This is a genomic window from Clostridium sp. DSM 17811 (assembly GCF_018861905.1).
Taxonomy (GTDB): domain Bacteria; phylum Bacillota; class Clostridia; order Clostridiales; family Clostridiaceae; genus Clostridium_AD; species Clostridium_AD frigoriphilum.
The window spans coordinates 1-25704 of sequence record NZ_JAHLDU010000018.1; the positions used below are offsets into that span (position 1 = coordinate 1).

18 protein-coding genes are annotated in these 25704 nt (G+C 34.1%); 7 read left to right on the forward strand and 11 right to left on the reverse strand.

Features of this window, described 5'->3' with window-relative positions; translation table 11 throughout:
* Positions 1–701: 701 nt before the first annotated feature.
* The 11 genes from KPL44_RS18225 to ygeW form a co-directional block, all read right to left on the reverse strand.
* Entirely contained in the window at positions 702–1724 is a 1023-nt protein-coding gene (locus tag KPL44_RS18225; RefSeq protein WP_216253052.1) for a molybdopterin-binding protein, read from the reverse strand.
* 173 nt (positions 1725–1897) lie between these two features.
* On the reverse strand, positions 1898–3121 hold the full coding sequence (gene dpaL, locus KPL44_RS18230) for a diaminopropionate ammonia-lyase (RefSeq protein WP_216253053.1): 1224 nt from the start codon (positions 3119–3121) through the stop codon (positions 1898–1900).
* Positions 3122–3157: 36 nt separating this feature from the next.
* Positions 3158–3895 (reverse strand): TetR/AcrR family transcriptional regulator, encoded by a 738-nt coding sequence (locus KPL44_RS18235; RefSeq protein ID WP_253201844.1) that lies wholly within the window; start codon positions 3893–3895, stop codon positions 3158–3160.
* Positions 3888–5312: an NCS2 family permease gene (locus KPL44_RS18240; RefSeq protein ID WP_216253055.1), complete on the reverse strand. Its 1425-nt coding sequence runs from the start codon at positions 5310–5312 to the stop codon at positions 3888–3890. Before KPL44_RS18240 ends, KPL44_RS18235 begins: the two co-directional genes overlap by 8 nt.
* A gap of 36 nt (positions 5313–5348) precedes the next feature.
* On the reverse strand, positions 5349–6635 hold the full coding sequence (guaD, locus tag KPL44_RS18245; RefSeq protein ID WP_216253057.1) for a guanine deaminase: 1287 nt from the start codon (positions 6633–6635) through the stop codon (positions 5349–5351).
* 42 nt (positions 6636–6677) lie between these two features.
* Positions 6678–8063: a dihydropyrimidinase gene (gene hydA, locus KPL44_RS18250; protein WP_216253059.1), complete on the reverse strand. Its 1386-nt coding sequence runs from the start codon at positions 8061–8063 to the stop codon at positions 6678–6680.
* Positions 8064–8105: 42 nt separating this feature from the next.
* Positions 8106–9056, reverse strand: coding sequence for a carbamate kinase (gene arcC / locus KPL44_RS18255; protein WP_216253061.1), 951 nt, complete (start codon positions 9054–9056; stop codon positions 8106–8108).
* 18 nt (positions 9057–9074) lie between these two features.
* Positions 9075–10295: a YgeY family selenium metabolism-linked hydrolase gene (locus KPL44_RS18260; protein ID WP_216253069.1), complete on the reverse strand. Its 1221-nt coding sequence runs from the start codon at positions 10293–10295 to the stop codon at positions 9075–9077.
* Positions 10296–10374: 79 nt separating this feature from the next.
* Entirely contained in the window at positions 10375–11703 is a 1329-nt protein-coding gene (ssnA, locus tag KPL44_RS18265; protein ID WP_216253071.1) for a putative aminohydrolase SsnA, read from the reverse strand.
* Between the two features lie 32 nt (positions 11704–11735).
* The gene (ygfK, locus tag KPL44_RS18270; protein ID WP_216253073.1) at positions 11736–14753 is read right to left on the reverse strand and encodes a putative selenate reductase subunit YgfK; all 3018 of its coding nucleotides are present in this window, start codon (positions 14751–14753) and stop codon (positions 11736–11738) included.
* A gap of 36 nt (positions 14754–14789) precedes the next feature.
* Positions 14790–15983 (reverse strand): knotted carbamoyltransferase YgeW, encoded by a 1194-nt coding sequence (gene ygeW / locus KPL44_RS18275; RefSeq protein WP_216253074.1) that lies wholly within the window; start codon positions 15981–15983, stop codon positions 14790–14792.
* 312 nt (positions 15984–16295) lie between these two features.
* Between ygeW and KPL44_RS18280 the strand changes: the two genes are divergently transcribed.
* The 7 genes from KPL44_RS18280 to KPL44_RS18310 all read left to right on the forward strand — a co-directional run bounded on the left by KPL44_RS18280 (position 16296) and on the right by KPL44_RS18310 (position 25649).
* Positions 16296–17249 carry an NTP transferase domain-containing protein gene (locus tag KPL44_RS18280; protein WP_253201845.1) on the forward strand — a complete coding sequence of 318 codons (954 nt, stop codon included), beginning with the start codon at positions 16296–16298 and terminating at the stop codon, positions 17247–17249.
* Positions 17250–17366: 117 nt separating this feature from the next.
* Entirely contained in the window at positions 17367–19934 is a 2568-nt protein-coding gene (gene xdh / locus KPL44_RS18285) for a selenium-dependent xanthine dehydrogenase (protein WP_216253077.1), read from the forward strand.
* 52 nt (positions 19935–19986) lie between these two features.
* On the forward strand, positions 19987–20610 hold the full coding sequence (locus KPL44_RS18290; protein ID WP_216253078.1) for a nucleotidyltransferase family protein: 624 nt from the start codon (positions 19987–19989) through the stop codon (positions 20608–20610).
* Positions 20611–20656: 46 nt separating this feature from the next.
* The gene (locus KPL44_RS18295) at positions 20657–22771 is read left to right on the forward strand and encodes a xanthine dehydrogenase family protein molybdopterin-binding subunit (protein ID WP_216253079.1); all 2115 of its coding nucleotides are present in this window, start codon (positions 20657–20659) and stop codon (positions 22769–22771) included.
* Positions 22771–23238, forward strand: coding sequence for a (2Fe-2S)-binding protein (locus KPL44_RS18300; protein WP_216253080.1), 468 nt, complete (start codon positions 22771–22773; stop codon positions 23236–23238). The genes KPL44_RS18295 and KPL44_RS18300 overlap by 1 nt, the downstream gene beginning before the upstream one ends.
* Positions 23232–24050 carry an FAD binding domain-containing protein gene (locus tag KPL44_RS18305; RefSeq protein WP_216253081.1) on the forward strand — a complete coding sequence of 273 codons (819 nt, stop codon included), beginning with the start codon at positions 23232–23234 and terminating at the stop codon, positions 24048–24050. The genes KPL44_RS18300 and KPL44_RS18305 overlap by 7 nt, the downstream gene beginning before the upstream one ends.
* A gap of 228 nt (positions 24051–24278) precedes the next feature.
* Positions 24279–25649: a nucleobase:cation symporter-2 family protein gene (locus tag KPL44_RS18310; protein ID WP_216253082.1), complete on the forward strand. Its 1371-nt coding sequence runs from the start codon at positions 24279–24281 to the stop codon at positions 25647–25649.
* The last annotated feature ends 55 nt before the right edge of the window (positions 25650–25704 follow it).

Consider the following 25704-nt stretch of genomic DNA (forward strand, 5'->3'; position numbering starts at 1 on the left):
ATCAAACTCTCAATTTAAAAGTTTACACTTTTTTAGTTGAAATAATTAATCTGCGCCAACTGTTAAGTTGGTTAGCAAGCTCATTACATACTTTTTAGTCTTACGACTAAATATTACTTTTACTAAAGTAATTGACTGGTTAAAATAAAATATTATTTCATTTCTTTACCTATTTCTCTGTTTAATTTTCAAAGACCAATTTGCTTTGTCATCATGTGACGACTTCTACTATAATACTAGGTTTTTCTTATTTTGTCAACTACTTCTTTAAAATAAATTTTTATTTAAAATCTATTAAATTGTAATTAACAGTTAGTTTAGTGTGCCACTTCTATGTGACGACAAGGAGTATTCTATCATATACATATAAGGTCACTTTTAACTTAAGTATATTCTAGTAAGATTAACTCTATTTTCCTACATATAGGTCTAAATAATTCAATATACCGCATTCGGATACGCATGGTAAAATGATTTAAATATTTGTAATATTGCTAACATTAAAAAATATCATCATTCAAGTATATACTTAAATGATGATAACCACTAAAATGATTCTATAAGAACTTCCATAACTCCGTCGCATACCATACCCTCCTCTATAACAGTAACAGATAAATTCACTTTTGATACAAATTCAGATAAAGGCATGGCTATGTGCCCACCACAATATTATTTAAATATATTTTATATGTTAACTACTAAAATGCTTTTCCAAAACCACAATTTGGATAAGTACATGTTTCACAATTTCTACATAGACCTCCATGAGCTAACTTCTTAATATCACTTCTAGTAGGCTTATCTCCTGCCATAATTCTTGGTATAATCAAATCAAAAATACTTATCTTATGATACATTACGCATCCTGGCAAACCAACAACAGGAATATCACCAATATATGCAAGCAAAAACATCGCGCCTGGAAGAACAGATGCGCCATAAGTTACAACTTTTCCTCCTGCTTTGCGAATGCCAGAAGGTGTTCTGTCATCTCGGTCTACAGACATACCACCTGTAACTGCTACCATGTCTACTTTTTCGAATAGTAACTGCTTAATAGAATCTGCAATCATATCATCATTATCATCAGATATTATTTGATGAACAACTGTGCTTCCCAATAAACCAAACTTTTTATCTAAAATAGGACCGAAAGCGTCTTTTATTCTTCCATGATAAATTTCGCTTCCTGTAGTTACGAGACCTACCTTAAGTGATTTTAATGGTGTTACTTTAATAATCGCATTATCCAAACATACAGTTTCCGCTGTGCTTACGATTTTTTCACGTATAAACAGTGGTATAACCCTTGTGCCTGCCACTACCTGTCCTTGTTTTACTACTTGATTTTTGTGAAGTGTAGCAAACACAACCTCCTCTTGATCAATAAGTTCCATAAGCTTGTCCACATCAATTTGAAGCAGACCATCATACAATGCTACTAGCTCAATTTTGCCCTCACCTTTAACTTTAAGTTCAATGCCTATGCCTGCCGCTGCTTTTGCTATTCTAATTGCTGCTTCATCCTCATGTACCCCATCATCTTCCAAGTTAATAACGAACAAATTTTCTTTTCCCATCTCAAGAAGTACTGGGATATCTTGCTCCTTAACCACATACCCCTTTTTAAATCGGCTTCCCTTATATTTCCCGGGAATAATTTGTGTCATATCATGTACTAAAACCATACCTACAGAATCATAAACGGAAACTGTCTTCATATTTGTTATCCTCCTATATTTTCTATGGCATACTTTTTCAAAGCCACATTTTTTTTGTTATTCAAAGTTAAAATCCATCAGATTTCTCTGATGGTAAAAATATTCTAACATACTAGACAATACCATATTTTTTCTAAAAATAAGTGTTTGAATTTTTTACATATGTTTTATAGTTATATACTTGCATATGCTCCATCCCAAACTATTTTCTTATAATTAATTGGATCAGTATCTCCCTCTGTACTTATTACAAGTATTTTTGAATCTTTATTTATATTTAATTTCTTAGCTATTTCTTTTAAATTACTATCTCCTAAAATCAAGCTCACCATTCCCAAACAAACTGCGCCAGATTCTCCAGATGTAACTTTAGGATCTCCCTTTAATGGATTCCCAAGTATTCTCATACCCCTCGCTGTTACATAATCAGGACAAGAGATATACATATCAGCATAATCTCTTAAGATTCCCCAGCTAACAATATTAGGTTCTCCACATGCAAGTCCAGCCATTATTGTTGGCATATATCCTGTCACTGCATGAGCTTTTCCATCTCTTTCTTTAACAGAGTTAAATATACATGCTGCTTCGTTTGGTTCAACTATAGTAGTTATTGGTCTATCTGCGCCAAATTCAGCTGCTAAATATCCTTGTATACTTCCAGCAAAAGAACCTACACCTGCTTGCAGAAATACATGAGTAGGAATATCTCCTTGCTCTTTTATCTGCTGCAACGCTTCATCTATAAGTGTTGCATATCCTTGCATAATCCAAGTTGGAATATCTGTATAACCTTCCCATGCACTGTCTTGTACCATTACTCCATTATGCTGATGCGCATATTTATTTGCGAGTCTTACTGCATCATCATAATTTAAATCTGTTATAGAAGCTTCTGCTCCTTCTTTTCTTATATTATTTAGTCTTACCTCTGATGACCCTTTTGGCATAAATACTACTGATTTTTGTCCTAACATCTTTGCTGCCCAGGCAATTCCTCTACCATGATTACCATCAGTTGCTGTAACAAAGGTAATATCTCCCAGTTTTTCTTTGATTTCTTTAGACCTAAGTTTTTCAAAAGAAAGCTCAGAAATATCCATATTTAATTTGTCTGCTAGGTATTTACCAACAGCATATGAACCACCCAGTACTTTAAAAGCATTTAGTCCAAATCTATAAGATTCATCTTTCACCCATATATTACCGACTCCTAACTCTTTAGATAATTCCTTTAAACTATGAAGTGGCGTTACTTTATATTCTAAAAAGCTTTTATGGAAACTTCTAACCTTTTTAACTTCTTTCTTATCAATAAATTCTACAGATGCTTTCTTATTATCTACTTTTCTCGAATCTTCATTAGTAATGTATTTTATTGATTCTACATCTCTCATAACAACCTCTCCTATACAATGTATTTTATTATAAAATCATTTTCTTATAATTTTACCAAATATCATTTTTTCTGCTAAATTAAAATATTCATCTAGATCAAATTTGCCCTCATCAATAAGATATTGCAAAGAAGCTCCTAACATTAAGGACACAGTTAAATATGGCAACATGTCCAAATACTTTTGATCTGTGTCTTCTATTTGATCACCTTTACTTAAAACCTCTCGAATACTCTCACGCCAAATTTCAAACGTATTTTGAAACTTTAATCTTATTTCTTCATTCACTGTTCCTTGAACCCAATAATCAATTTGTGTATAATCAAATTTTTTCTTGTTGAGAATATCATTTTTTTTCTGATCAAAAAAGCCTCTAATATTTTGGTTTACAGTTTTATTTTCCAAACTAATATAATTTTTACGATCATTAGAAAATTCTTCTTGCATCTTATCTAAAAGAGAAATCAATATATCATTTTTTGATGTGAAATGATAATGTAAATTCGATTGACTCATATTAGCCTCCTGCGCAATCATACGCATACGAGTACCACTAATCTTCTCTTTCGACACGATTTCCATTGCAGCATCAAGTATCTTTTGTTTAACATCATTAGACATAAAATAATATCCTCTCTCTCTTGTAATATTTAAAATCGTAAACAAATTTATAATTTTTCTTGCTTTAAATGTTTCAATATTATTATATAATTTTCCAATTTTAATTACAACTTTATTTCCACCACTAAGGCACGATTTTATAATTTTACACAAAAGGAAGTAAAATATATCTTAGAAGGAACAATACGGCAAGTATATATACAATTGGACTCAGTTCCTTTTGCCTACCTGTGGCTATTTTCATTATTGGGTAGAAAATCATAGCAGCTGCAATTCCATTAGCTATACTATAAGTAAAAGGCATTAGTGCTATAGTAAAAAACGCTGGAAGTGCTTCTGTAAAGTCATCGAAATTTATATTTTTAATGGTAGACATCATTAAAACGCCTACTATCACAAGTGCTGGTGCTGTTGCCTGCCCAGGAACCAATCCAACAAGGCCTGAGAAAAATAGTGATAGAATAAACAATACTCCTACTGTTACTGAAGTAAGTCCAGTTCTTCCTCCTTCTGAAACGCCAGCTGTAGATTCAACATATGTTGAAACTGTACTTGTTCCTAAGAAAGCACCTGCAGTTGTTGCTACTGCATCACACAAAAGGGCTTTTTTCATTCTTAGCACCTTACCATTCTCGTCAAGCATCCCTGCTTTTGTAGCAGTTCCAACAAGTGTTCCAATAGTATCAAAAAGATCAACTAAACAAATTGTTATAACAACCATAAAAACGCTAAGAATAGCACCACCTACCGAAGTACCTCCTTTTGATAAGAGACCACTAAAATCAAATGCTGCAAATGTAGGAGCAAGTGATGGAGGTGCACTGAAAACATGTATATTTGCAAGGGATGTAATTCCAAGTGGAATACCTATTATTGTGGTTGAAATTATTCCAATAAGAATTGAACCCTTAACCCCTCTAGCCATCAATATACCCGTTATTGTAATTCCTATTATAGTAAGAAGCGTCCCTGCCTTTGTAAAGTTTCCAAACCCAACTAATGTTGCTTGATTTGCAACTATTACGCCACCAGATTTAAGTCCAATAAGAGCTATATATAATCCAATACCTCCAGATATTGCATACTTTAGATTTTGAGGTATCGCATCAACTATCTTCTCTCGTATCGAAGTTACTGTAATAATTATGAATAATATTCCTGACATTAATACGCATGATAACGCCTGATGCCAAGTAAATCCTAGTGTTAAACATACTGTATAAGTGAAAAACGCATTAAGACCCATCCCTGGAGCCTGAGCAAAAGGCAAATTAGCATAAAATCCCATTATAAATGTACCAATAGCAGCTGCAAGGCAAGTAGCTACAAAAACAGCTGATACTATTGGGTCAGTACCTACAGTAAACTTTGTAGCTGCATCACCTATTGCGTTTGCTGAGTTCATACCAGCTAGTTTTAGAATATTAGGATTAACAAATATAATGTACGCCATTGTAACAAAAGTAGTGATTCCAGCAAGTATTTCTGTCTTTACATTCGATTTATTTTCCTTCAAATGAAAATAAGATTCCAAAAATGAAGATTTCTCTTTAACTATATCGATTTTCATAAAATAACCCCCAAAATTATAATTTATTATCGATTTTTAAAAAAAACATTCCGGTTCTTCTATTTCTCTGCCAGCTACATATCTTACTTTAATGTTTCTATCGTCCCCAGCATAAATAAACCTTTGTAACCTTTCTTCTATTGAAAATGCTTTAAAAGTTGGCATACTACTGTCATCAATAACTAGAGCATCAAATGCGTATCCCTCTTCAAAACTACCCACTTTCCCAAAAAATTCTCCTCCACCTTTTGTTGCAAGATAAAATAATTCTGCTATGTTCAAAGGCTTATCTACTCTACCACTTTCAATCCATTTTATATTTGACACCTGCGCAGCACTTACTATTATATCCATCATTGATAATGAATTTCCTGCTGATATATCACTTGCAAGGCCTACTTTAACTCCTTTTTCAAGCAATTTTCTAATAGGCGCATTGCCACTTGCTAAATTACAATTTGAACTAGGACAATGTGCTATAAATACCTTTTTTCTTGCCAAAAGTTCTATTTCATCTGCATCAACCAAAACACAATGAGCCATTATAGTAGGTACATCTCCAAGTAATCCAACTTCATTATAGACACTCGTATAGTTTTTACAATTTGGGTGAAGTTCTTTAACAAAACTTATTTCACCATAATTCTCACTCAAATGTGACTGTATAGGAGCATTATATTTTTTCGCAAGAATTCCAAGATTTTTTAAAAGATCAAAACTACAGCTTGGAACAAATCTCGGTGTTACTATAGGTTTTACTAACTCATATTTGTTTGTGTATTCTTTAAGTATTTCCTCTGTATCACGAATTGACTCCACTGCTGTTTCTGTTAAATCTTGTGGAGAATTTCTGTCCATATTAACTTTCCCTACATATGCTGATAGGCCAGCTCGCGCAAACATATCCATTAGTAACTTTGTTGACTTTTTATGGATTGTAGCAAAAACACATGACCTTGTTGTTCCAAATTTCCACAATTCTCTTATTAAAGATGAGTATACTTTTTTAGCATAACTAATATCTACATATTTAGCTTCCTCAGGAAAAGTATACTCTTCAAGCCATGGCATAAGTTCCTTATCGAGTCCAAGTCCTAAGTTTGCAAACTGTGATGCATGCAAATGTATATCTACAAATCCAGGTATTATCATTGCATTCCCATAATCTATTACTTTTAAATCACTAAATTCTTCATTAAGTTTTTTATAAACACCTTTTACAAGATTGCCTTGCACTACTATATATCCATTCCTAATTACCTCATATTCACCAAATACTTTAGTAAATATGATATTTCCTTTAACTGCATAATCAATGCGCATTAAAAGCCCCCCACTTTAACTACTACTTAAATAGTGTATTCCCTACTTATTTATCTTTCTAAAAATATATTTACCAAGAGGTTCTTTTTCAACCAGTTCCCCATTAGAAATTACTTTATTTCCTCTTAAAAACTCATGTAGTACTCTACCCTGTTGCTCAAATCCTTCAAAAAGATTGTAATCTACCTTTTGAGTTTGATTAACAGCTGTAATATATGATTTAAAATTAGGATCCCAAACTACTATATCTGCATCACTTCCAATAGAGATTGTTCCTTTTTGTGGAAACATTCCAAATGTTTTTGCTGCATTAGTTGAAGTTATTGCAACCATTTCATTTATACTTATCTTGCCACTTACTACTCCATAAGTATAAATTAGCCCCATTCTATTCTCCACACCTGGCGCTCCATTTGGAATTTTTGTGAAGTCGTTAATTCCAATATCCTTTTGCCCTTTGTAATTAAAAGAACAATGATCTGATCCAATAGTTTTTATTTCTCCCTGGCTTATGCCTTTCCACAATGCTTCCTGATCATAATCTTTTCTAAGTGGAGGTGAGATCACAGATTTTGCTCCCTCAAAACTATCACTCTTTTCTTCTCCATAACATGAATCATTTAAAAGTAAATACTGAGGGCAAGTTTCAACAAAAACTTTTACTCCTCTTTTTTTAGCATCAAGAATACTTAGTAAACCTTCTCTTGAACTTAAATGCACAATATATACTGGTGTATCCATAATCTCTGAAAAATTTAAAAGTCTTGTTATAGCTTCTCTTTCAGCTTCAACAGGTCTAGTCTTAGCATGGTAGTAGGGAGTAGTATGATTCTTAATTTTTGCTTCACTTATAAGTTCATCAATTACATCTCCATTTTCACAGTGAAAGCATATCAATGTTTTGGTTTTTCTGCTTTTATTAAGTGCTTTTAATATTACTCCATCATCCACTTGAAGATTACCCTTGTAAGCCATATATAGCTTAAATGAAGTTACTCCTTCATTGATCATTTCTTCCATTTCAAGTGCTACTTCATCATTCCAATCGGTGATACCCATATGGAAACCATAATCACAGTAACAAACTCCAGCAGATTTTTCATGTTGTGCATGAAGAGCCTCTTTTAAAGACCCTCCCTTATTTTGAGTTGCATAATCGATTATTGTAGTAGTTCCACCAACAATTGCAGCTTTTGTTCCACTTTTGAAATCATCTGCTGTTGTCATAGTGCCCACATTTAAAGCAAAATGTGTATGAGTATCTATTCCACCAGGAATAATATAACAACCATGAGCATCTATTATTTCGTCATCTGTTTTTCCTAAATCACTACCAATTGATCCAATTTTATCGTTTTCTATTCGCACATCTGCATAATAAGCATCCACTGCAGTTACGACTTTACCGCCAATGAGCAAAATACCCAAAAATAAGACTCCCTTCTTAATATACTGTTGTAACTTCTTTTACTATTTATTTAATGTTATAACTGTTCCTGTCTTTCCATCCAAGGCATCAAGTGCACTATAAAGTGAAGTAATTATTGCCTTATGTGATGGGCTTGATTTTGCAAACGCAATAGCTGCCATCATTTTTGGAAGCATTGAGCCTGGTGCAAAGTGACCCTCCTGCATATACTTCTGTGCCTCGAGTACTGTAATGCAGTTAAGGTCTTTTTGACTTGGCTTATTATAGTTAATTGATACCTTTTCAACTTCTGTAAGTATTAATAAAATATCTGCATTTATATCCTCTGCAAGCTTTTCAGCTGCTAAATCTTTGTCTATAACCGCCTCAACGCCCTTAAGTGAACCATCTTTTTCCAGTGTTACAGGTATACCACCCCCCCCAGCAGTTACACAAATAGTTGTATCAAGTAACGTTTCTATAGTTGAGAATTCTACTATTTTTTGAGGAATAGGAGACGCTACCACTCTTCTAAATCCCCTACCTGAGTCTTCCTTCATTATATAACCTTTTTCACTCTCAAGATTCTCAGCTTCTTCTTTTGTGTAAAAAGCTCCTATTGGCTTTGTTGGATTTTTAAATGCTATGTCATCTTTATCAACAATTACCTGGGTTACAATAGTTACCACAGGTACATGCTTATTAACTTTAAGCAATGCATTTCTTAATGATTGCTGTATATGGTATCCTATATAACTCTGGCTCATTGCACCACAAACATCAAGAGGCATCGGTGGAGTAACACTTGCAGAAGACTCAAGTGCCATTACTATTCTTCCAACTTGAGGTCCATTTCCATGAACTATTACAAGTTTATACCCTCTGCATTTTAACTGAGCTATATACTGCGTGGTTTTATCAATTACTTTTAACTGCGCCGCGGATGTTGCAGGCGTTCCTACTTTTTGGAGTGCATTTCCACCTAAAGCAACAACTAATAAGGTTGGTTTCATTTTATATTCCTCCAAAAATTATTTTTTAATTATTTTGTTCATATAAGTTTTAGGTATTAATGCATACATTGCTGCACACTTAACTAATTCATCTTTCCATGTTTTTTCATTTGGTGCATGTGCTTGATCTTCATGTCCTGGTCCAAATCCAATACAAGGTATATTGTATCTACCCATTATTGAAACTGCATTTGTGGAAAATGTCCATTTATCGACTAATGGCTCCTTATTAAAAAGGCCAATATATGATTCTACAAGTGTTTGGCAAGCAACATGCTGCTCTGGCAAAACCCAAGTTGGGAAATAGCACTCCGTTGGATAAATAAGCCCGGTGTATGATGGTCTTTCATAATTGTACATTTCCACTTCAGCTTTTGCTTCTTTTACAGAAGGTAGATCTTTTATCTGCGCAATGGCATATTCCCATGTTTCTTTATCAGTAAGTCTTCTGTCTATTGAAACTGAACATCCATCTGCCACAGCGCATCTTGAAGGTGATGAAAAGAAGATTTCAGATACTGTTAACGTTCCTTTTCCAAGGAAAGCATTATCAATTAATCTCTCATTTAACTCCTTTAATTCATTAAGTATAGGTGCCATTTTAAATATAGCATTATCTCCTCTTTCTGGTGCGGATCCGTGACAGCTAATACCATGTGTTGTAACTTTTATTTCCATGCGTCCTCTATGACCTCTATATATATTACAAGAAGTTGGCTCAGTAATTACTACAAATTCAGGTATTATTTTGCTCTCATTTATTATATACTGCCATGCTAATCCATCACAATCTTCCTCTTGAACTGTACCTGTAACTATTAATGTATAATCATCTTCAAGATGAAGATCCTTAATAATTTTTCCTGCATAAACCATAGAAGCCATTCCGCCTTCTTGATCAGATCCACCTCTACCACCTATCACTTCATCGTCCTCACACCCTTTATATGGATCATTTTTCCATAAATTTATATCACCTATTGAAACCGTATCGATATGTGCATCCATAGCAATAATATGTTTTCCATGTCCTATATAGCCTAATACATTTCCCATAGGATCTATGTCTACCTTATCAAATCCAACCTTTAACATTTCTTCTTTAATTCTCTCAATTACCTTTTTTTCATTAGAGCTTTCACTTGGAATTGCTATCATATCTCTTAAAAACTTAAACATATCCGATTTATTTCTTTCTGCTACCTTTAAAATCTCAGCCTCATTTATAATTGCTCCCATTGATAACCTCCAATATTTTTTTATATTTTAACTATTTATTCAAACTATTTTAATCAATAATTATATTGCTTTCCATACCTTAAAAGCGCTTCCAGACATCACTTGCAAGTTCTCTACTTCTTGCCATAATTTTTTCTTCATCAATGTTAACTAATTTTCTATTTTCCATAACAACCCTGCCGTTAATTATTGTTGTATCAACAGATCGTCCATTAATACCAAAGAGCAAATGACTATTAATATTATTTTCATTAATTGGTGTTGGAGAATTGTAATCTACTACTATGACATCTGCCAATGCCCCTTCTTTTAAAATACCAACTTTTCCATTAATAAATCTCTCGGTAATTATTCTATTGTTATTAAATAGAATATCCGGAATTTCATTCCATGCAACTGTAGAGTCGCCTTTTACGTGTTTATGAATAATATTGGCTACTTTATAAGATTCCATCATATCTGATGTATATCCATCTGTACCAAGCCCTAATAATATACCCTTCTTGTACATTTCAAGAATAGGAGCAACGCCTACTGCATTTCCCATATTAGATTCAGGGTTATGAACAACTATTGTATTTTTTTCTTTTAACAAATCCATTTCTTTTTCTTTAATGTGAATACAATGTACTGCTATTGTCTTATCACATAAAACACCAGCATCATACCATCTCTCTACAATGCCTTTGCCATACTTTTGCATGCAGTCCTTTGCATCTTCAATACCTTCTCCAGTATGAACATGGAATCCAGAATTTAAATTTGCTATTGAATCTAAGCATTTATATAAAGTTTTGTCCGATATAGTCATTGATGCATGAAGTCCAAACATTCCTTTGATCATATCATCATTTTTATTATTACAATACTTAATAAAGGCTACATTTTCTGCAATACCTTCATCGCATTTTTTTTCTCCATCCCTATCCGAAGTTTCATAACATAAATTACTTCGAATTCCTATTTCATACGCCGCATCTGCAATTTTAAATAAGCTTCCAGTAACAGCATTCGGGCTTGCGTGATGATCAAAAACAGTTGTAACTCCATTTCTAACTTGATCAATCATAGGTACAAGCGCACTATAATAAACATCTTCTAAAGTCAATGTCTTATCAAGTCTCCACCACAAGCCTTTAAGTATTTCAGATAATCTTGTTGCTTTCGGACTGTCACTCGCCATTCCTCTAGCAAAAGTACTGTAATAATGCATATGAGTATTTATAAAACCTGGCATAATAAGTTTGCCCTTGGCATCAATAAACCTTGCCTCACTATACTTATTTCTAAGATCCTTAGATATTCCAATTTCAACAATCTTATTTTCTTCAATAGCAATACAACCATCCTCAATAATTGATTTAGCATTATCCCTTGTTATAACTTTTCCTTTCCCAATTAATAGCATACCTTTCCACCCCCACTATATAAAATTTAATACTAAAGTATATACTCATAGTTATTTATACAAGTTTTAATCATACTAGACATTTCTTTAGAAATAGATGTTTTCTGCCCAATAGTATGGCTTATAATATTGTCGTCTTCAGTTCTAACTAGGCAAACACCTTTCCTTAAGTCTTCAATAAAGAATCCTTTGTTTTCACTATTCTCAAAGTCTTCTTTGCTCCAGAAAACCGTTATTTTATCCTTGTATGGGTTTCCCTTGTGAGGACAAAATATACCACAGTTACCACACTCATTACACATACCATCTAAATGTATAATTTGGTGAGTCGAAGCAAAATCTCCCTCTACCTTAACGACTATATTTGCTCTATTAGGGCAAACATCCACGCACAACTCACATATACTGTTACAAGATAAACATCTTTTTGACTCTTTTTCATCTAATTTTGGATCTTTTAATATACCCTTTCTGTTATATATAACTTTTTTATCAACACAAGAATCTTCCAACTTAAAATCTGAACTTAGCCCCTCTTTTATAAGAATATCTTTTGCAACTGTTTTTGCATCTGCTATTGACTTAACAATTGTAGCTGGACCTTTTTTTAGATCACCAATAACATATACATCTGAAATATTTGTACCTAATGTTTCGTTAACAATTGGGAAATTCTTAGCATCCAAGTTTATGCCATTTTCTCTTAACAAATCACTATCAATTTTTTCACCTGTTGCAATAATAACTGTATCTGCATCTATCATTATCATTTCTCCAGTACCAACAGGGGCTCTTCTTCCCGAATTATCCATATTACCTAACTTCATTTTTTCACAAGAAAGTAGACCATCCTTGATAGAAATTGGTGAAAGCAGTTCTTTAAGTAAAATGCCTTCTGAAATAGCAAGTTCTATTTCCACCTTATCAGCTGGCATATATTCTTTAGTCCTTCTATAAATAATTGAAACTTTTTCTACACCAGTCACTCTTTTAGCCACTCTAACTGCATCCATTGCGACATCTCCGCCACCAATGACACAAACATTTTTTCCTATTGATACATTTCCGTTTTCCTTCTTACATTTTTCTAAAAATGAAATAGCATTAATTGCTTTATTGCCCTTATCATCTAGTGAATTTTTTCCAGGTTTCCATGCCCCTATAGCAAGCACTACATAATCATAATCTTTTTTAAGTTTCTCTAATTCAAAGTTTTCATCAATGTTAAATTCAAATTTAACACCTTGACTTTTAATCATTTCAAAGTCTTTTTTTATCATTTCATAAGAAATTCTAAACTCAGGTATAACATAAGTAACTGCTCCTAATGCGCTTTCCCTTTTATCCCTTACGGTCACGTCCACGCCATTTCTTCTAAGAAAAAGTGCTGTAGAAAGTCCTGCTGGACCGGCTCCAATGATCACAACTTTTTTGTTAGTTTTTATATCTGCTGGCTTAATAGCTGCTGTGAATTTATCCTGAGCATTTAAAACAGCAACCTTTTTCAAATCTCTAATTGAAACAGATTCGTCATAATCAAGTCTAGTACATTTATTCTGACACTTATGATTACAAATAGTCGCTGTAATTGCTGGCAGGGCATTATCTATGGCAATTACTGAAAAAGCCTCATCATATTTCTTTTCTCCCACCAATGCTACATATTGTGGAATTTGTTGGTTAATTGGACACCCTATACTGCATGGTGCTATAACACAATCATAAATTGGAAGCTTCGTATCAAGTTTCCTACTCTTTACAAGACGTAGTTCTTTGCGATAGTGCTTATCAGTAAGTGCTTGCTTAGCTAAATTCTCCAGCACTTTTATATTGATTCCTGAGAATTCACCATCAATGTATTTTTCTACTTTCTTAGCCATTTGTGTTATTCGATAGTAGCCACCTGGCTTCAAAATGGAAGTTGCAAATGTTATTGGTCTAATCCCTGTAGACAAAATTTTATCTACATTAAAAAAGTCTGCTCCACCTGAATAAGAAATTTGTAAATCGCCATCAAATTCTATAGCTAATTTACTTGCTAAAGAAATAGATAATGGAAATAGCGCACGCCCTGACATATACATTTCCTCTCCTGGCAATTCGTTATTATTAATGTTAGCCGGAAGTGTATTGGTTAGTTTAACCCCTATTTCTAAATTTAGTTCTTTTGCAAGCGTTTTTAAACGCCTTAACATTGAGACGCCATCTAAGTACTGCAGGTCATTTGTAAAATGTTCTCCATTTAGAGATATATAATCATAACCCATAGTATTTAAGGTTTCACGAACAAACTTTTCGCCAAGAAGTGTTGGATTCATTTTTATATAAGTATAGAGCCCCTTGTCTTTAAGAAAATAAGTAGCAATCCCCTCTATATCGCTCGCAGGGCATCCATGCATAGTAGATATTGTAATAGATTTACAAATAGTATGTGAAATTCTGTCCAAATCTTCCTTTTTAAATTCTGAAAACATGTCCATATGAGAAAGAAGGGTTTGTACGCATTCCTTCCAAATCTTTGTAGAAGATGCATCACGCATCCCTTCAATATAAGCATCTATTTTAGCTGATTTTATTCCACTTAAATTATATCCTACACTCATATTAAACATGAAATCTCTTTCGCCTGAAAATTTAAGTTCTTTCATCAAAACATGAAGTAAAAACCATGCTTTCACATATTCGTCAAATGCTTCTGATACCTTTAGTTCCGTAGACCACTCTACATTGTATCCCTCATCTTGTGCGTTGATACATGGTTTAGCTACTGTTATATCTTCACCATCAATAACCTGTACCGTTTTTAATTCAATAAACCGACTTCCAGTTAAATATGCACAAACAATATTTTGTGCTAATTGAGAGTTTGGACCTGCTGCAGGGCCAATTGGTGAGGTAAGCTTTTCATTAAACAACGTAATTGTCTTTCCCGTTTCATTATAATAAAATTTATCTTTACGCACGCCGAAAATAGATTCCTTTGTCTCTAATTCTTTTGGAATCCAAGTAAGCATTTTTTCAAAAGGAACTAATCTCATCTTATCACTCATAAAAACACTCCCCTAATACATTTTTATTATGTTACCTTACCCCAAAAATCTTCCGTTCTTAGAATTTAAAAGTGTATCTAGTGTTTTCTGTGGGCTTTTAACCTTACTTAAGAATATCATAGCAGCTATTATATAAGGTTTATAGCTAGCCTCTTTATAAAGTGGTGTGCGGTAACGATCAAATACGGAAGCTTCAACTTCTCCAACTTCGCAACTAACTCCAGAGATATCAGCTGGTAGACAGTGAAGATAAAGTGCTTCTCCATCCTTTGTTGTGCTCATAAGTTCCTCAGTGCATTGCCAATCACTATGTTTAGCATTTTGTGCAAGTAATTCTTTTTCAAGTAAATCTATACCAGCCTGGTCACCCTTTGCATATAAATCTGTACGTTTTTCCATAGCAACAAAAGAAGCCCAACTTTTAGGATATACTATGTCCGCGTCTTTAAATGCTTCTTCCATAGAATTTGTTTTTGTAAATGAACCACCAGATTTTATTGCATTTTTCATTGCAATTTCTTCGACTTCACTCATAACTTCATAGCCTTCTGGGTGTGCAAGAACTACATCCATTCCAAAACGAGTTAATAATCCAATTACACCTTGAGGAACTGAAAGTGGCTTACCATAGGATGGAGAATATGCCCAAGACATAGCTATTTTTTTGCCTTTTAAATTTTCAATACCTCCAAATTTATTTATAATATGAAGAGCATCAGCCATACATTGAGTAGGGTGATCTATATCACATTGTAAACTAACAAGCGTTGGGCGTTGCTCTAAAATCCCGTCTTTATAACCATCTTGTACAGCACTCGACACTTCACGCATATAAGCATTGCCTTTCCCAATATACATATCATCACGGATACCAATAACGTCAGCCATAAAAGAAATCATATTAGCAGTCTCTCTTACCGTTTCACCATGAGCAACTTGAGATTTTCCTTCATCAAGATCTTGAACTTCAAGTCCTAAAAGATTACAAGCAGAGGCAAAACTAAATCTTGTACGAGTAGAATTATCACGAAATAACGAAATTCCAAGTCCACTATCAAAAATCCGTGTTGAAATATTTTCTTCTCTCATTTCACGAAGTATATCAGCCACTGTAAATACTGCCTTAATCTCATCGTCTGTTTTTTCCCAAGTCAATAAGAAATCATTATTGTACATGTTTTGATAATCTAATTTTTCTAAACTTTCCATTAACACTTTGATGTCTACCATAAATATCACTCCCTATTATAAATAAATAAACCAAAAATGTAATTTAAAACCAACTGACTAGTTGATCTAATTTTATTATAAAGCCCCCCTCTTGTCAACGATCAATTGGCTACATATTATGGATCTTTGTGCTAATCAAATCTAATCACTTCTATTACGATTATTAATCCTTTAATTGACTTTTAATTACTTTTATAATTTTTTATGCCCCAAACAACTAAGATACTATCCTCAGCATAATCCCTAAAATTTTCCTTGAAATCTTTGGCAATTTATATTACAATTTATAAATAAAATAAGGGGGTGTCAATCTTGACAATACCTACACAGAGTGATAATTCTGAAAAAAGACAAAAGACAACAGGTGGCATAATTGTTGCAACAGGTTGGACATCAGGAGAAAATGAACCACATCCATTACTAAAAATGGGTTCAATCACTGCAGTAAAAAGGATTGTTCTAACCTTTCAACAAGTTGGAATATCCCCAATTGTGATTGTTATTGGATACGAGGCTGAAAAAATTGAACATGACCTGGCTGATTATGGCGTTATATTTTTGCTTGATGAGAAGTATGAAACTTCACAAATGTTTGATTCTGCAAAAATCGGACTATCTTATTTACTAAATAAATGTGATCAGGTAATATTTAATCCTGTAAGCATTCTTATGTTTACACCTGAGACCATAAAAAAAATGATGGAGTGTGGAAAAAAATTGCTTTCACCATCTTATCATGGAAAAACTGGCCATCCCCTTTTAATATCTTCAGAATTAATTCCAAAAATATTAAAATACAATGGAAATACTGGAATGCGTGGTGCAATTAAAAATATTGGGGTTGAAAGGCAATGGATTGATATAGACGATGAAGGTATTCTTCATGATGCGGATGATATTGATCGCTCAAATCAACTTTTAAAAAAACATAATCAACTTATTTTGCATCCTTTTGTTAGAATAAGCATTGAAAAAGAATTTATGTTTTTTAATTCTAAAACAAAATTACTTTTGATTTTAATAGAGGATACACAATCTGTACGGAGTGCATGCAAACATATTGCATTGTCTTATAGTAAAGCATGGAATATGTTAAACGAGCTAGAACATGAATTAGGTTATACAGTAGTTGAAAGAAAACATGGTGGCAAAAATGGTGGCAAAACCTATTTGACAACGGAAGGCAGTGCATTTTTAAAAAAATATCAGCAATTTGAACAGAATGTACGCAAGTACGCAAAAGATGAATTTATAAGATTATTCTAGATTTCAGAATTTTATAAAAACCAAGTTCTTTTCACAAACAATTTGATAAAAAATCACCTCTGCTTTATAATGAATCTTATAACAAATAAGTATTTTTTTGTAAATGGGAGGTTGTTTATGTTTACCTTAAATGTCAATGGCAAAGATTCAGTTTCTAATACGGACAAACCTTTATTGTCTTATTTAAGAGATGATTTAAGAATTACTTCTGCAAAAGATGGTTGCAGTGAAGGTGCCTGCGGAACGTGTACCGTTTTAATAGATGGAAAAGCGGTAAAAGCATGTGTACAGAAAGTTTCTAAATTTGTAGGAAAACATATTCTAACAGTTGAAGGCTTAAGCCCTCACGAAAAAGAAGTTTATGAACATTGTTTTGCAGAGGCTGGTGCAGTTCAATGTGGTTTTTGCATTCCTGGAATGATAATTTGTGCAAAAGCATTACTTGATACCAATTTAAATCCAACAAGAATAGATGTGAAAAAAGCAATTAATGGCAACATTTGTCGTTGTACTGGTTATAAAAAAATTGAAGAAGCTATTTTAATGGCGGCAAAATATATAAGAGATAATCTTCAAATACCGGTCTCTCCAAGTGAATTGAAAATGGCACAAAGATTTAAACGTGTTGATGCAGCTGAAAAAATAAATGGAACAGGCATTTTTGTAGATGACATTGAATTACCTGGTATGATTTATGCAAAAGCCATTCATTCTAAATATCCAAGAGCTATTATAAACAAAATTGATATTAGCAAAGCCGCGGCTCACCCAGACTGTGTGAAAATTTTACTAGCTAAGGATGTTCCGAGTAATGTTATTGGGCATATAAAACAAGACTGGGATGTACTTATGGCTGAAGGTGAAACTACCAGGTATGTAGGAGATGCACTAGCACTTGTAGCAACATACCATAAAGATAAACTAGATGAAGTATGCCAATTAGTTGAAGTTGATTACACCGAGTTGAAACCGATTACGTCACCAACAGATGCTTTAAAGGCGGATTCACCTTTAATTCATGTCGATGGAAACATCATGAGCCGTGCTATTCTTCAACGTGGAAATGCAGCAGAGGCAATTAAAAATTCTAAATATGTAGTAACAAAAAAATATCGAACGCCACCTCAAGAACATGGATTTATGGAGCCTGAGTGTGCAATCGCTATGCCTGAAGGAAAGGATGGAATCTTGCTATACTCAGGTTCACAGTCTGTGTATGATGAACAACGTGAAATATCAAATATGCTTCAAATTCCTCAAGATAAAGTACATTGTCATTCCCAGCTTGTTGGAGGTGGATTTGGTGGCAAGGAAGACATGAGTGTTCAACACCATGCAGCATTAATGGCATGGCATACTAAAAAACCAGTTAAAGTCAAATTCACAAGACAAGAAAGTTTAGATTATCATACTAAGCGTCATCCAATGGACATGGAGTTTACTCTAGCATGTGATGAAAAAGGTTATTTAACAGCAATGAAAGGTTTTATTATAGCGGATACAGGTGCATATGCATCTCTCGGTGGACCTGTATTAGAGAGAGCATGCACACATGCAGCTGGACCATACAATTACCAAAATATTGATATTTTGGGTATGTCAGTCTATACTAATAACGTTGTTAGTGGAGCTTTCAGAGGATTTGGTGTAACACAAAGTTGCTTCGCTACTGAAAATAATATTAACCTACTCGCAGAGATGGTAGGTATTACGCCTTGGGAAATCCGTTATCGTAATGCAATACGTCCTGGTCAAGTATTACCAAATGGTCAAGTAGCAGATGAAAGTGTCGCTATGGCTGAATGTTTGGAGGCTATTAAAGATGTATACGAATCAAGTCCATATGCAGGTCTTGCTATAGCATTAAAAAATAGTGGAACAGGTGTAGGCAACAAGGACATTGGGCGTTGCATTTTATCCATCGAAGACGGTAAAGTTCATATTCGAACCTCTGCTGCATGTATGGGGCAAGGTATTGCAATAATGTGTACTACTGTGCTTTGTGAAACAACTGGCTTAGATCCTGCTCTTATTATCCATGAAAGAGCGGATACTGTTCGTACCCCTAATGCAGGAACTAGTACTGCTTCTAGGCAGACCGTAATGACTGGAGAAGCTATAAGGCGAGGGTCTGAAAAATTGAAGATAGAATTAGATAAGGGATTAACGCTTAGTGATTTGGAGGGACAAGAATTTTATGGAGAATATTCTGCAAAGACAGATCGTATGGGTGCTATAAAAGAGAATCCAATTAGCCATGTAAGTTATAGTTATGGAGCTCAAGTTGTTATCCTAAATAAGGACGGAAAAGTTGAAAAAGTGGTTGCGGCATTTGATGTTGGAACACCAGTTAATATCCAATCTGTTGAAGGACAAATTGAAGGCGGCATAGTCATGGGCCTTGGATATGCAATGACTGAGGAATTTAAAGTTGAAGAAGGTTATCCTAAAACAAAACTAGGTACACTAGGGCTTATGAGAGCAAAGGATGCTCCAAAGCTTGAGGTTATTCTTGTACATGCTAAAGGAAAAATCCCTGAAACTTATGGAGCCAAAGGTTGTGGCGAATTATGTTTGATTCCAACAGCTCCGGCATGTTCCCATGCTTATTACAGATTAGATGGCAAATTACGTACACAACTACCATTAAAAGATACATTTTATAAAAAGTCGAAGAATAAATAATATAGAATAAAGAATATAAATAAGCATAGCATTTAGAAAGTGAGGCATGCAATTGGAAACTAATGGTATCATACTGGTTGCTGGTTTATCAAGTCGTATGGGAGAATTTAAACCACTTTTAAAGATAGATGGTAAAACTATGATTGAACACAGCGTTGATAGCATGCTCTATTCTGGTGTAAATCAAGTCATTGTTGTCTTAGGATATCGAGGTGAAGAAATTGAAGTTCTACTGAAAAGTAAATATGATACCTCTAGGTTAGTATTTACACATAACCTAAAATATGCAGAAACAGACATGTTAGCCTCTGTAAAAATTGGAATCGCGGCACTTAATAACTGTGATGCATTTTATCTCCTTCCAGGAGATATGCCAGCAATTGATACTAAAACCTTTCTTGAGGTTAAGGAAACCATGGTAAAGAGTAATGCTATGATAGTATTTCCTACTATTGATGGGCACCGTAAACATCCACCCTTGGTTTCACAAAGTTGTATAAATTATATACTTCAGTTTCAAAATGATGGTGGTCTTCGTGAGGTATGGAAATTTTTCGAAAATGAAATAAAAACAGCTCCTGTTGATGACTACGGTTGCACAATTGATGCTGACACAAAAGCAGATTATCATAGGATTGTTAACTACATGGAGAGTAAGAGTAATTATAAAGTTTGAGGTGTTTATACAAATACCTATTAATTAAATGTATAGGAGGAACTAAATGGAATCTATTAGTAATTCTGTAAAGAAAAAAGACCATGATACAAAAATAAACGGTCGTGCACTTTATGTAGATGATCAAGTTATGGAGGGTATGAATTATGGTAGACTATTACACTCCGCAAAGGCAAAGGCACGTATAACAAATATTATTCTTCCTGAATTACCAAAGGGTTATTTTATTGTTGACAAAAATGACGTACCAGGTATAAACCTCGTTCACATTGTTCTTGATGATACTCCTGTTTTTGCCAATGATACAGTAGAATATGTTGGTGATCCGATTTTGATGGTTGTCGGTCCAGATTTAAAAAAAGTAAATAAAATATTAAATGAAATTGTTGTTGTATATGAAGAACTAGTACCAATTCTTGACATGCTTAAATCTGATACTGTTTTTTTTAACTATAACTTTGAAAAAGGAGATATAGATAAGGCCTTAAAAGAAGCTGATCATGTTTTCATAGAGACTTTTCAAACTGGTTACCAGGAACAAGCATATCTTGAAACACAAGGTATGATTGCTTATCCTCATGATGGACGAATTACCGTACGTGGTTCTATGCAGTGCCCCTACTATATAAAAGGTGCAGTTTCCAAAGCAATGGGTTATGAAGACAAGGATGTCCAAATTATTCAAGATGTTACTGGTGGTGGATTTGGTGGCAAAGAAGCGTTCCCATCAATTCTAGCTTGTCAAATTGCTGTAGCCGCAAAAAAAGCAAACAAACCAGTTAAAATAATTTTTGATAGACGAGAAGATATGGAATACACTTCAAAACGGCATCCATCTATTAGCACATATAAAGTAGCTATTAAGGACAATAGAATTACTGGTATGGATGTTGATGTTATGTTTAATGGTGGAGCATATACCACACTTTCGGCTGTTGTTTTGCAGCGAGGTTTAATTTGTTCAAATGGTGTATATCGCATAGATAATCTTCGCGTTGCTGGGCGTGCTATGAAGACAAATACTGTACCTTGTGGCGCATATCGTGGCTTTGGTGCACCTCAAACTTTTTTTGCAGTAGAAATGATCATGGATCATATCTCAAAAAAAATGGAGATTGATTCCCTTGAACTTAAAGAAAAGTATATGGTTAAACAATATGATTCTACTTCTACAAGTGGCAAATATCATTTCCATGTGCCCCTACCTGAAATGATAGAGCGAATTGATGTTCTTACTGATTACCGTGCAAAACGAGAATTATATAAGAATCAAACTGGCAGATATCACAAAGGGATTGGTCTGTCTATGTATTACCATGGATGTGGTTTTACTGGTAGTGGAGAGAGAGATTTAATTAAGGCCGTTGCTAAAATCAGGAAAAACAAGGATGATACAGTAGACATTCTCGCAAGCAACGCAGATATTGGTCAAGGCTTAAAAACTACCTTCTGTAAAATTGTTGCGGATACCCTAGGAATTTCTTACGATAGGGTATTAAATATTAATCCAGATACAGATCTTGTTCCAGATTCAGGTCCAACTGTTGCAAGCCGCTCGCTAATGACCGTTGGAGAATTACTTAAGCGTGCAGCGAAGCGACTTAAGACGGAATGGAAATCCGGAGAAGAACAAATTATAGAAGAACATTTTGTTGAACCTGATTTTGTAATCCCTTTTAGTATAGAGAAATTCAGAGGAGATGCATATCCAACCTATTCATGGTCTGTTAATGTTATTGAAGTAGAAGTAGACACACTTACAGCCACTACAGAAATTCTTGGAGCATGGGGTATTTTTGATGTCGGTGTTCCGATTGATATGAATATAATACTCGGACAGATGCAAGGTGGATTCCTTCAGGGTATTGGTTATGCCTCCATGGAACAAATGGATTACAATGATAAAGGCATGATTCGTAATAATAATTTAAGTGATTATACAATACCAACATCCGTTGATGTACCAAATCTTGTGACTGAAATAATGAATAATCCATATACCCACGGCCCATATGGAGCAAAAGGTGCAGGAGAACTTCCTCTCGTTGGAGCGGCTCCAGCTTATGTTGAAGCAATGGAAAATGCGCTTTGCGAAAACCTATATAAAGCTCCATTTACAACAGAAGATACCATGAAAGTACTACAAAGGGGGCTTAAATAATGATAAAGTTTATACTTAATGGAAAAGATATTACATCCATTGCCAATGCAAATCAGAGATTGCTGGATGTACTTCGAAATGAGTTTCACATAACTGGAGTAAAATGTGGCTGCAAAGAGGGAGAATGCGGTGCTTGCTCTGTCATTCTTGATGGGAAATTGGTTAACTCTTGCATGGTAGCTATGGGCAGCATAGAAGGAAGTACTGTTATTACCATTGAAGGTTATCGCGAAACAAAACGTTTTGATGTTCTTAGTAGCGCATATTCATCTGTTAGTGCTGTCCAATGTGGATTTTGTATTCCTGGGATGATACTAGCGTCTGAATGTATACTTGTCAAAAATCCAAATCCCACTGAAGCAGATATTCGTGATGGGATTTCTGGAAATCTTTGTAGATGCACCGGATATAATTCAATAGTTAATGCAATTGGTATTGCAGCAAAGGAGGGGAAAGGATTATGGTAAATAAATATCTACCAACATCGCTTAAAGTAGCATTAGACATCCTTGCAACTGAAGTCGTCACTCCTTACGCTGGAGGTACGGATTTAATGATTAAACCAGATGAAAATGTAAACTATTTGTTTCTTAATAAAGTAACTGAGATGAAAAACATTGTAGAAGATGATAAGTATATCCGTATTGGTGCTGCCTGCAGCTTTACTGATATTATTGAAAATAAACTTATACCTAGCATTCTAAAGGAAGCATCAGCAGAGATTGCAGCGCCAGCAATCCGTAACTTAGGTACTGTAGGTGGTAATATTTGCAATGGATCTGCTAAGGCTGACAGTGCATTAATCTTTTTCTTGGCGAACTCTAAATTACGTCTTGTAAGTAACAAAAGTGAGCGTGTAATTCCAATTACTGAATTCTATCTAGGTAAAAAAAAGACTTGCATTCATTCTGATGAACTACTAGTTGAAATTCTTATGAGTAAAACAGGTCTTAATAATTATTATTATAAAAAGGTCGGTGCAAGAAATGCTTTGGCTATCGCGAGAGTATCTTTTGCTGGAGTTCTTAATGTACAAAATGGTAAAATTTCTAGCTGCTCTACTGCATTTGGTGCAGTAAGTGATGTTATCGTAAGACGGGCTGATATCGATGTTATGCTTGTTGGCAAAACTATTGAAGAAGCTAAAATTGTAAAAGAAGATTATCTTAAAAAATACGATCAGGAGATTGTTCCTATCAAAGGTAGAATTTCTGCTGAATATAGGAAAACTGTATGTATGAATTTACTTCGTGACTTTCTTGAAAGCAATGGAATTTAATTCGTAATATTAATAACCTTAGCACATTTAAACACAAATTCAGTTTACAAATATATTTATTTTATTGATTAATTGTAAACTGAATGTTGCTTTACTATAATAAAATCAGCCTAATTAATTAGAATGAAGGTGGAGAGATTAACGTTTTTGTTATTGCCATGTAGTTAATGTGTAAACAATACACTCTTTTAACATTAAAAATTCATATCTTATTAGGGGGTTATATCCATGTCAAAAGTAAAAAACGTAGACATTGTAAAGATAGACAAAGTAAATGAAATGCTTCCAATTGCTCAACTTGCTACGCTAGGCCTTCAACATGTCCTAGCGATGTATGCAGGTGCAGTTGCTGTGCCTCTAATTATTGGTGTTGCTGTTGGTTTAACACCAGCCCAACTTTCATTTCTAGTGGCTGCTGACTTATTCACTTGTGGTATTGCGACACTATTACAAGCAATTGGAATAGGATCCTATGTAGGAATTAGGCTACCCGCAATTTTAGGTTGTACCTTTGCAGCTGTTGGCCCACTAATCATTATAGGAAAAAGTTTAGGAATGCAAACTGCCTATGGCTCAATAATGGTCGCCGCAATCATAGTTATACTTATTGCACCATTATATGGTAAGATACTAAAGTTTTTTCCGACTATAGTTACGGGCACTGTTGTTACAATGATTGGTCTTTCCTTAATTAATGTTGGTGTGACTAGTATTGGTGGTGGTTCTCAACTTCTAGGATCAAAAAATTTCGCAAGTCCAAGAAATCTTCTACTTGCTGGCTTTGTAATGATCGTAGTTCTTCTTTCAAATAAATATTTCAAAGGATTTTTTCAGGCGATTTCTATTCTAAATGGAATAGTTTTAGGAACTATAGCCGCATCATTTATGGGAACGGTCGATTTTTCACAGGTTGCAAATGCAAAGTGGATAAGTTTAGTACATCCTTTTAACTTTGGTTTGCCTAAATTTGATTTAGGTTCGACAATTATGATGACTTTTGTAATGCTTGTAGTAATGATTGAATCAACAGGAACATACCTTGGTATAGGTAAAGTCTGTGGTAAGGATATAACACAGAAAGATATTGTACGTGGACTTCGCGCAGAAGGAATTGCAACATTTTTAGGTGGCATATTTAATTCCTTTCCTTATACCACATTCAATCAAAATTTAGGACTTTTGGCACTTAGCAAAGTAGTAAGCCGTTTTGTTGTTATCGCTTCTGGTATCATTCTTATTGCGCTTGGCTTGATTCCCAAATTTGCAGCCTTAGCTACAATTGTTCCTCAACCAGTTATTGGAGGAGCTACGACTATAATGTTTGCAATGGTTGCAGTAGCCGGAATACAAATGCTTGCAAAAGTAGATTTTAGTAGAAATTCAAATATGTTAGTTGTTGCCTGTTCTATTGGGATAGGCCTTGGAATTACTGCTGTACCTACCTTATTTGAACAAACACCTACAATTTTTAAGTCTATATTTAGTAGTGGCATAGTTTCTGCTTCAGTAGTTGCGGTGTTACTTAATGCTTTCATGAATCACGATGATAAAAATGCTCACACCGATATAAAACTCTCTGAAACAAATTTGGATGCATGATTCTAAAATTTCAATGCTAGTAACTGAAAGATATGGATAACTTATATTAATAAGT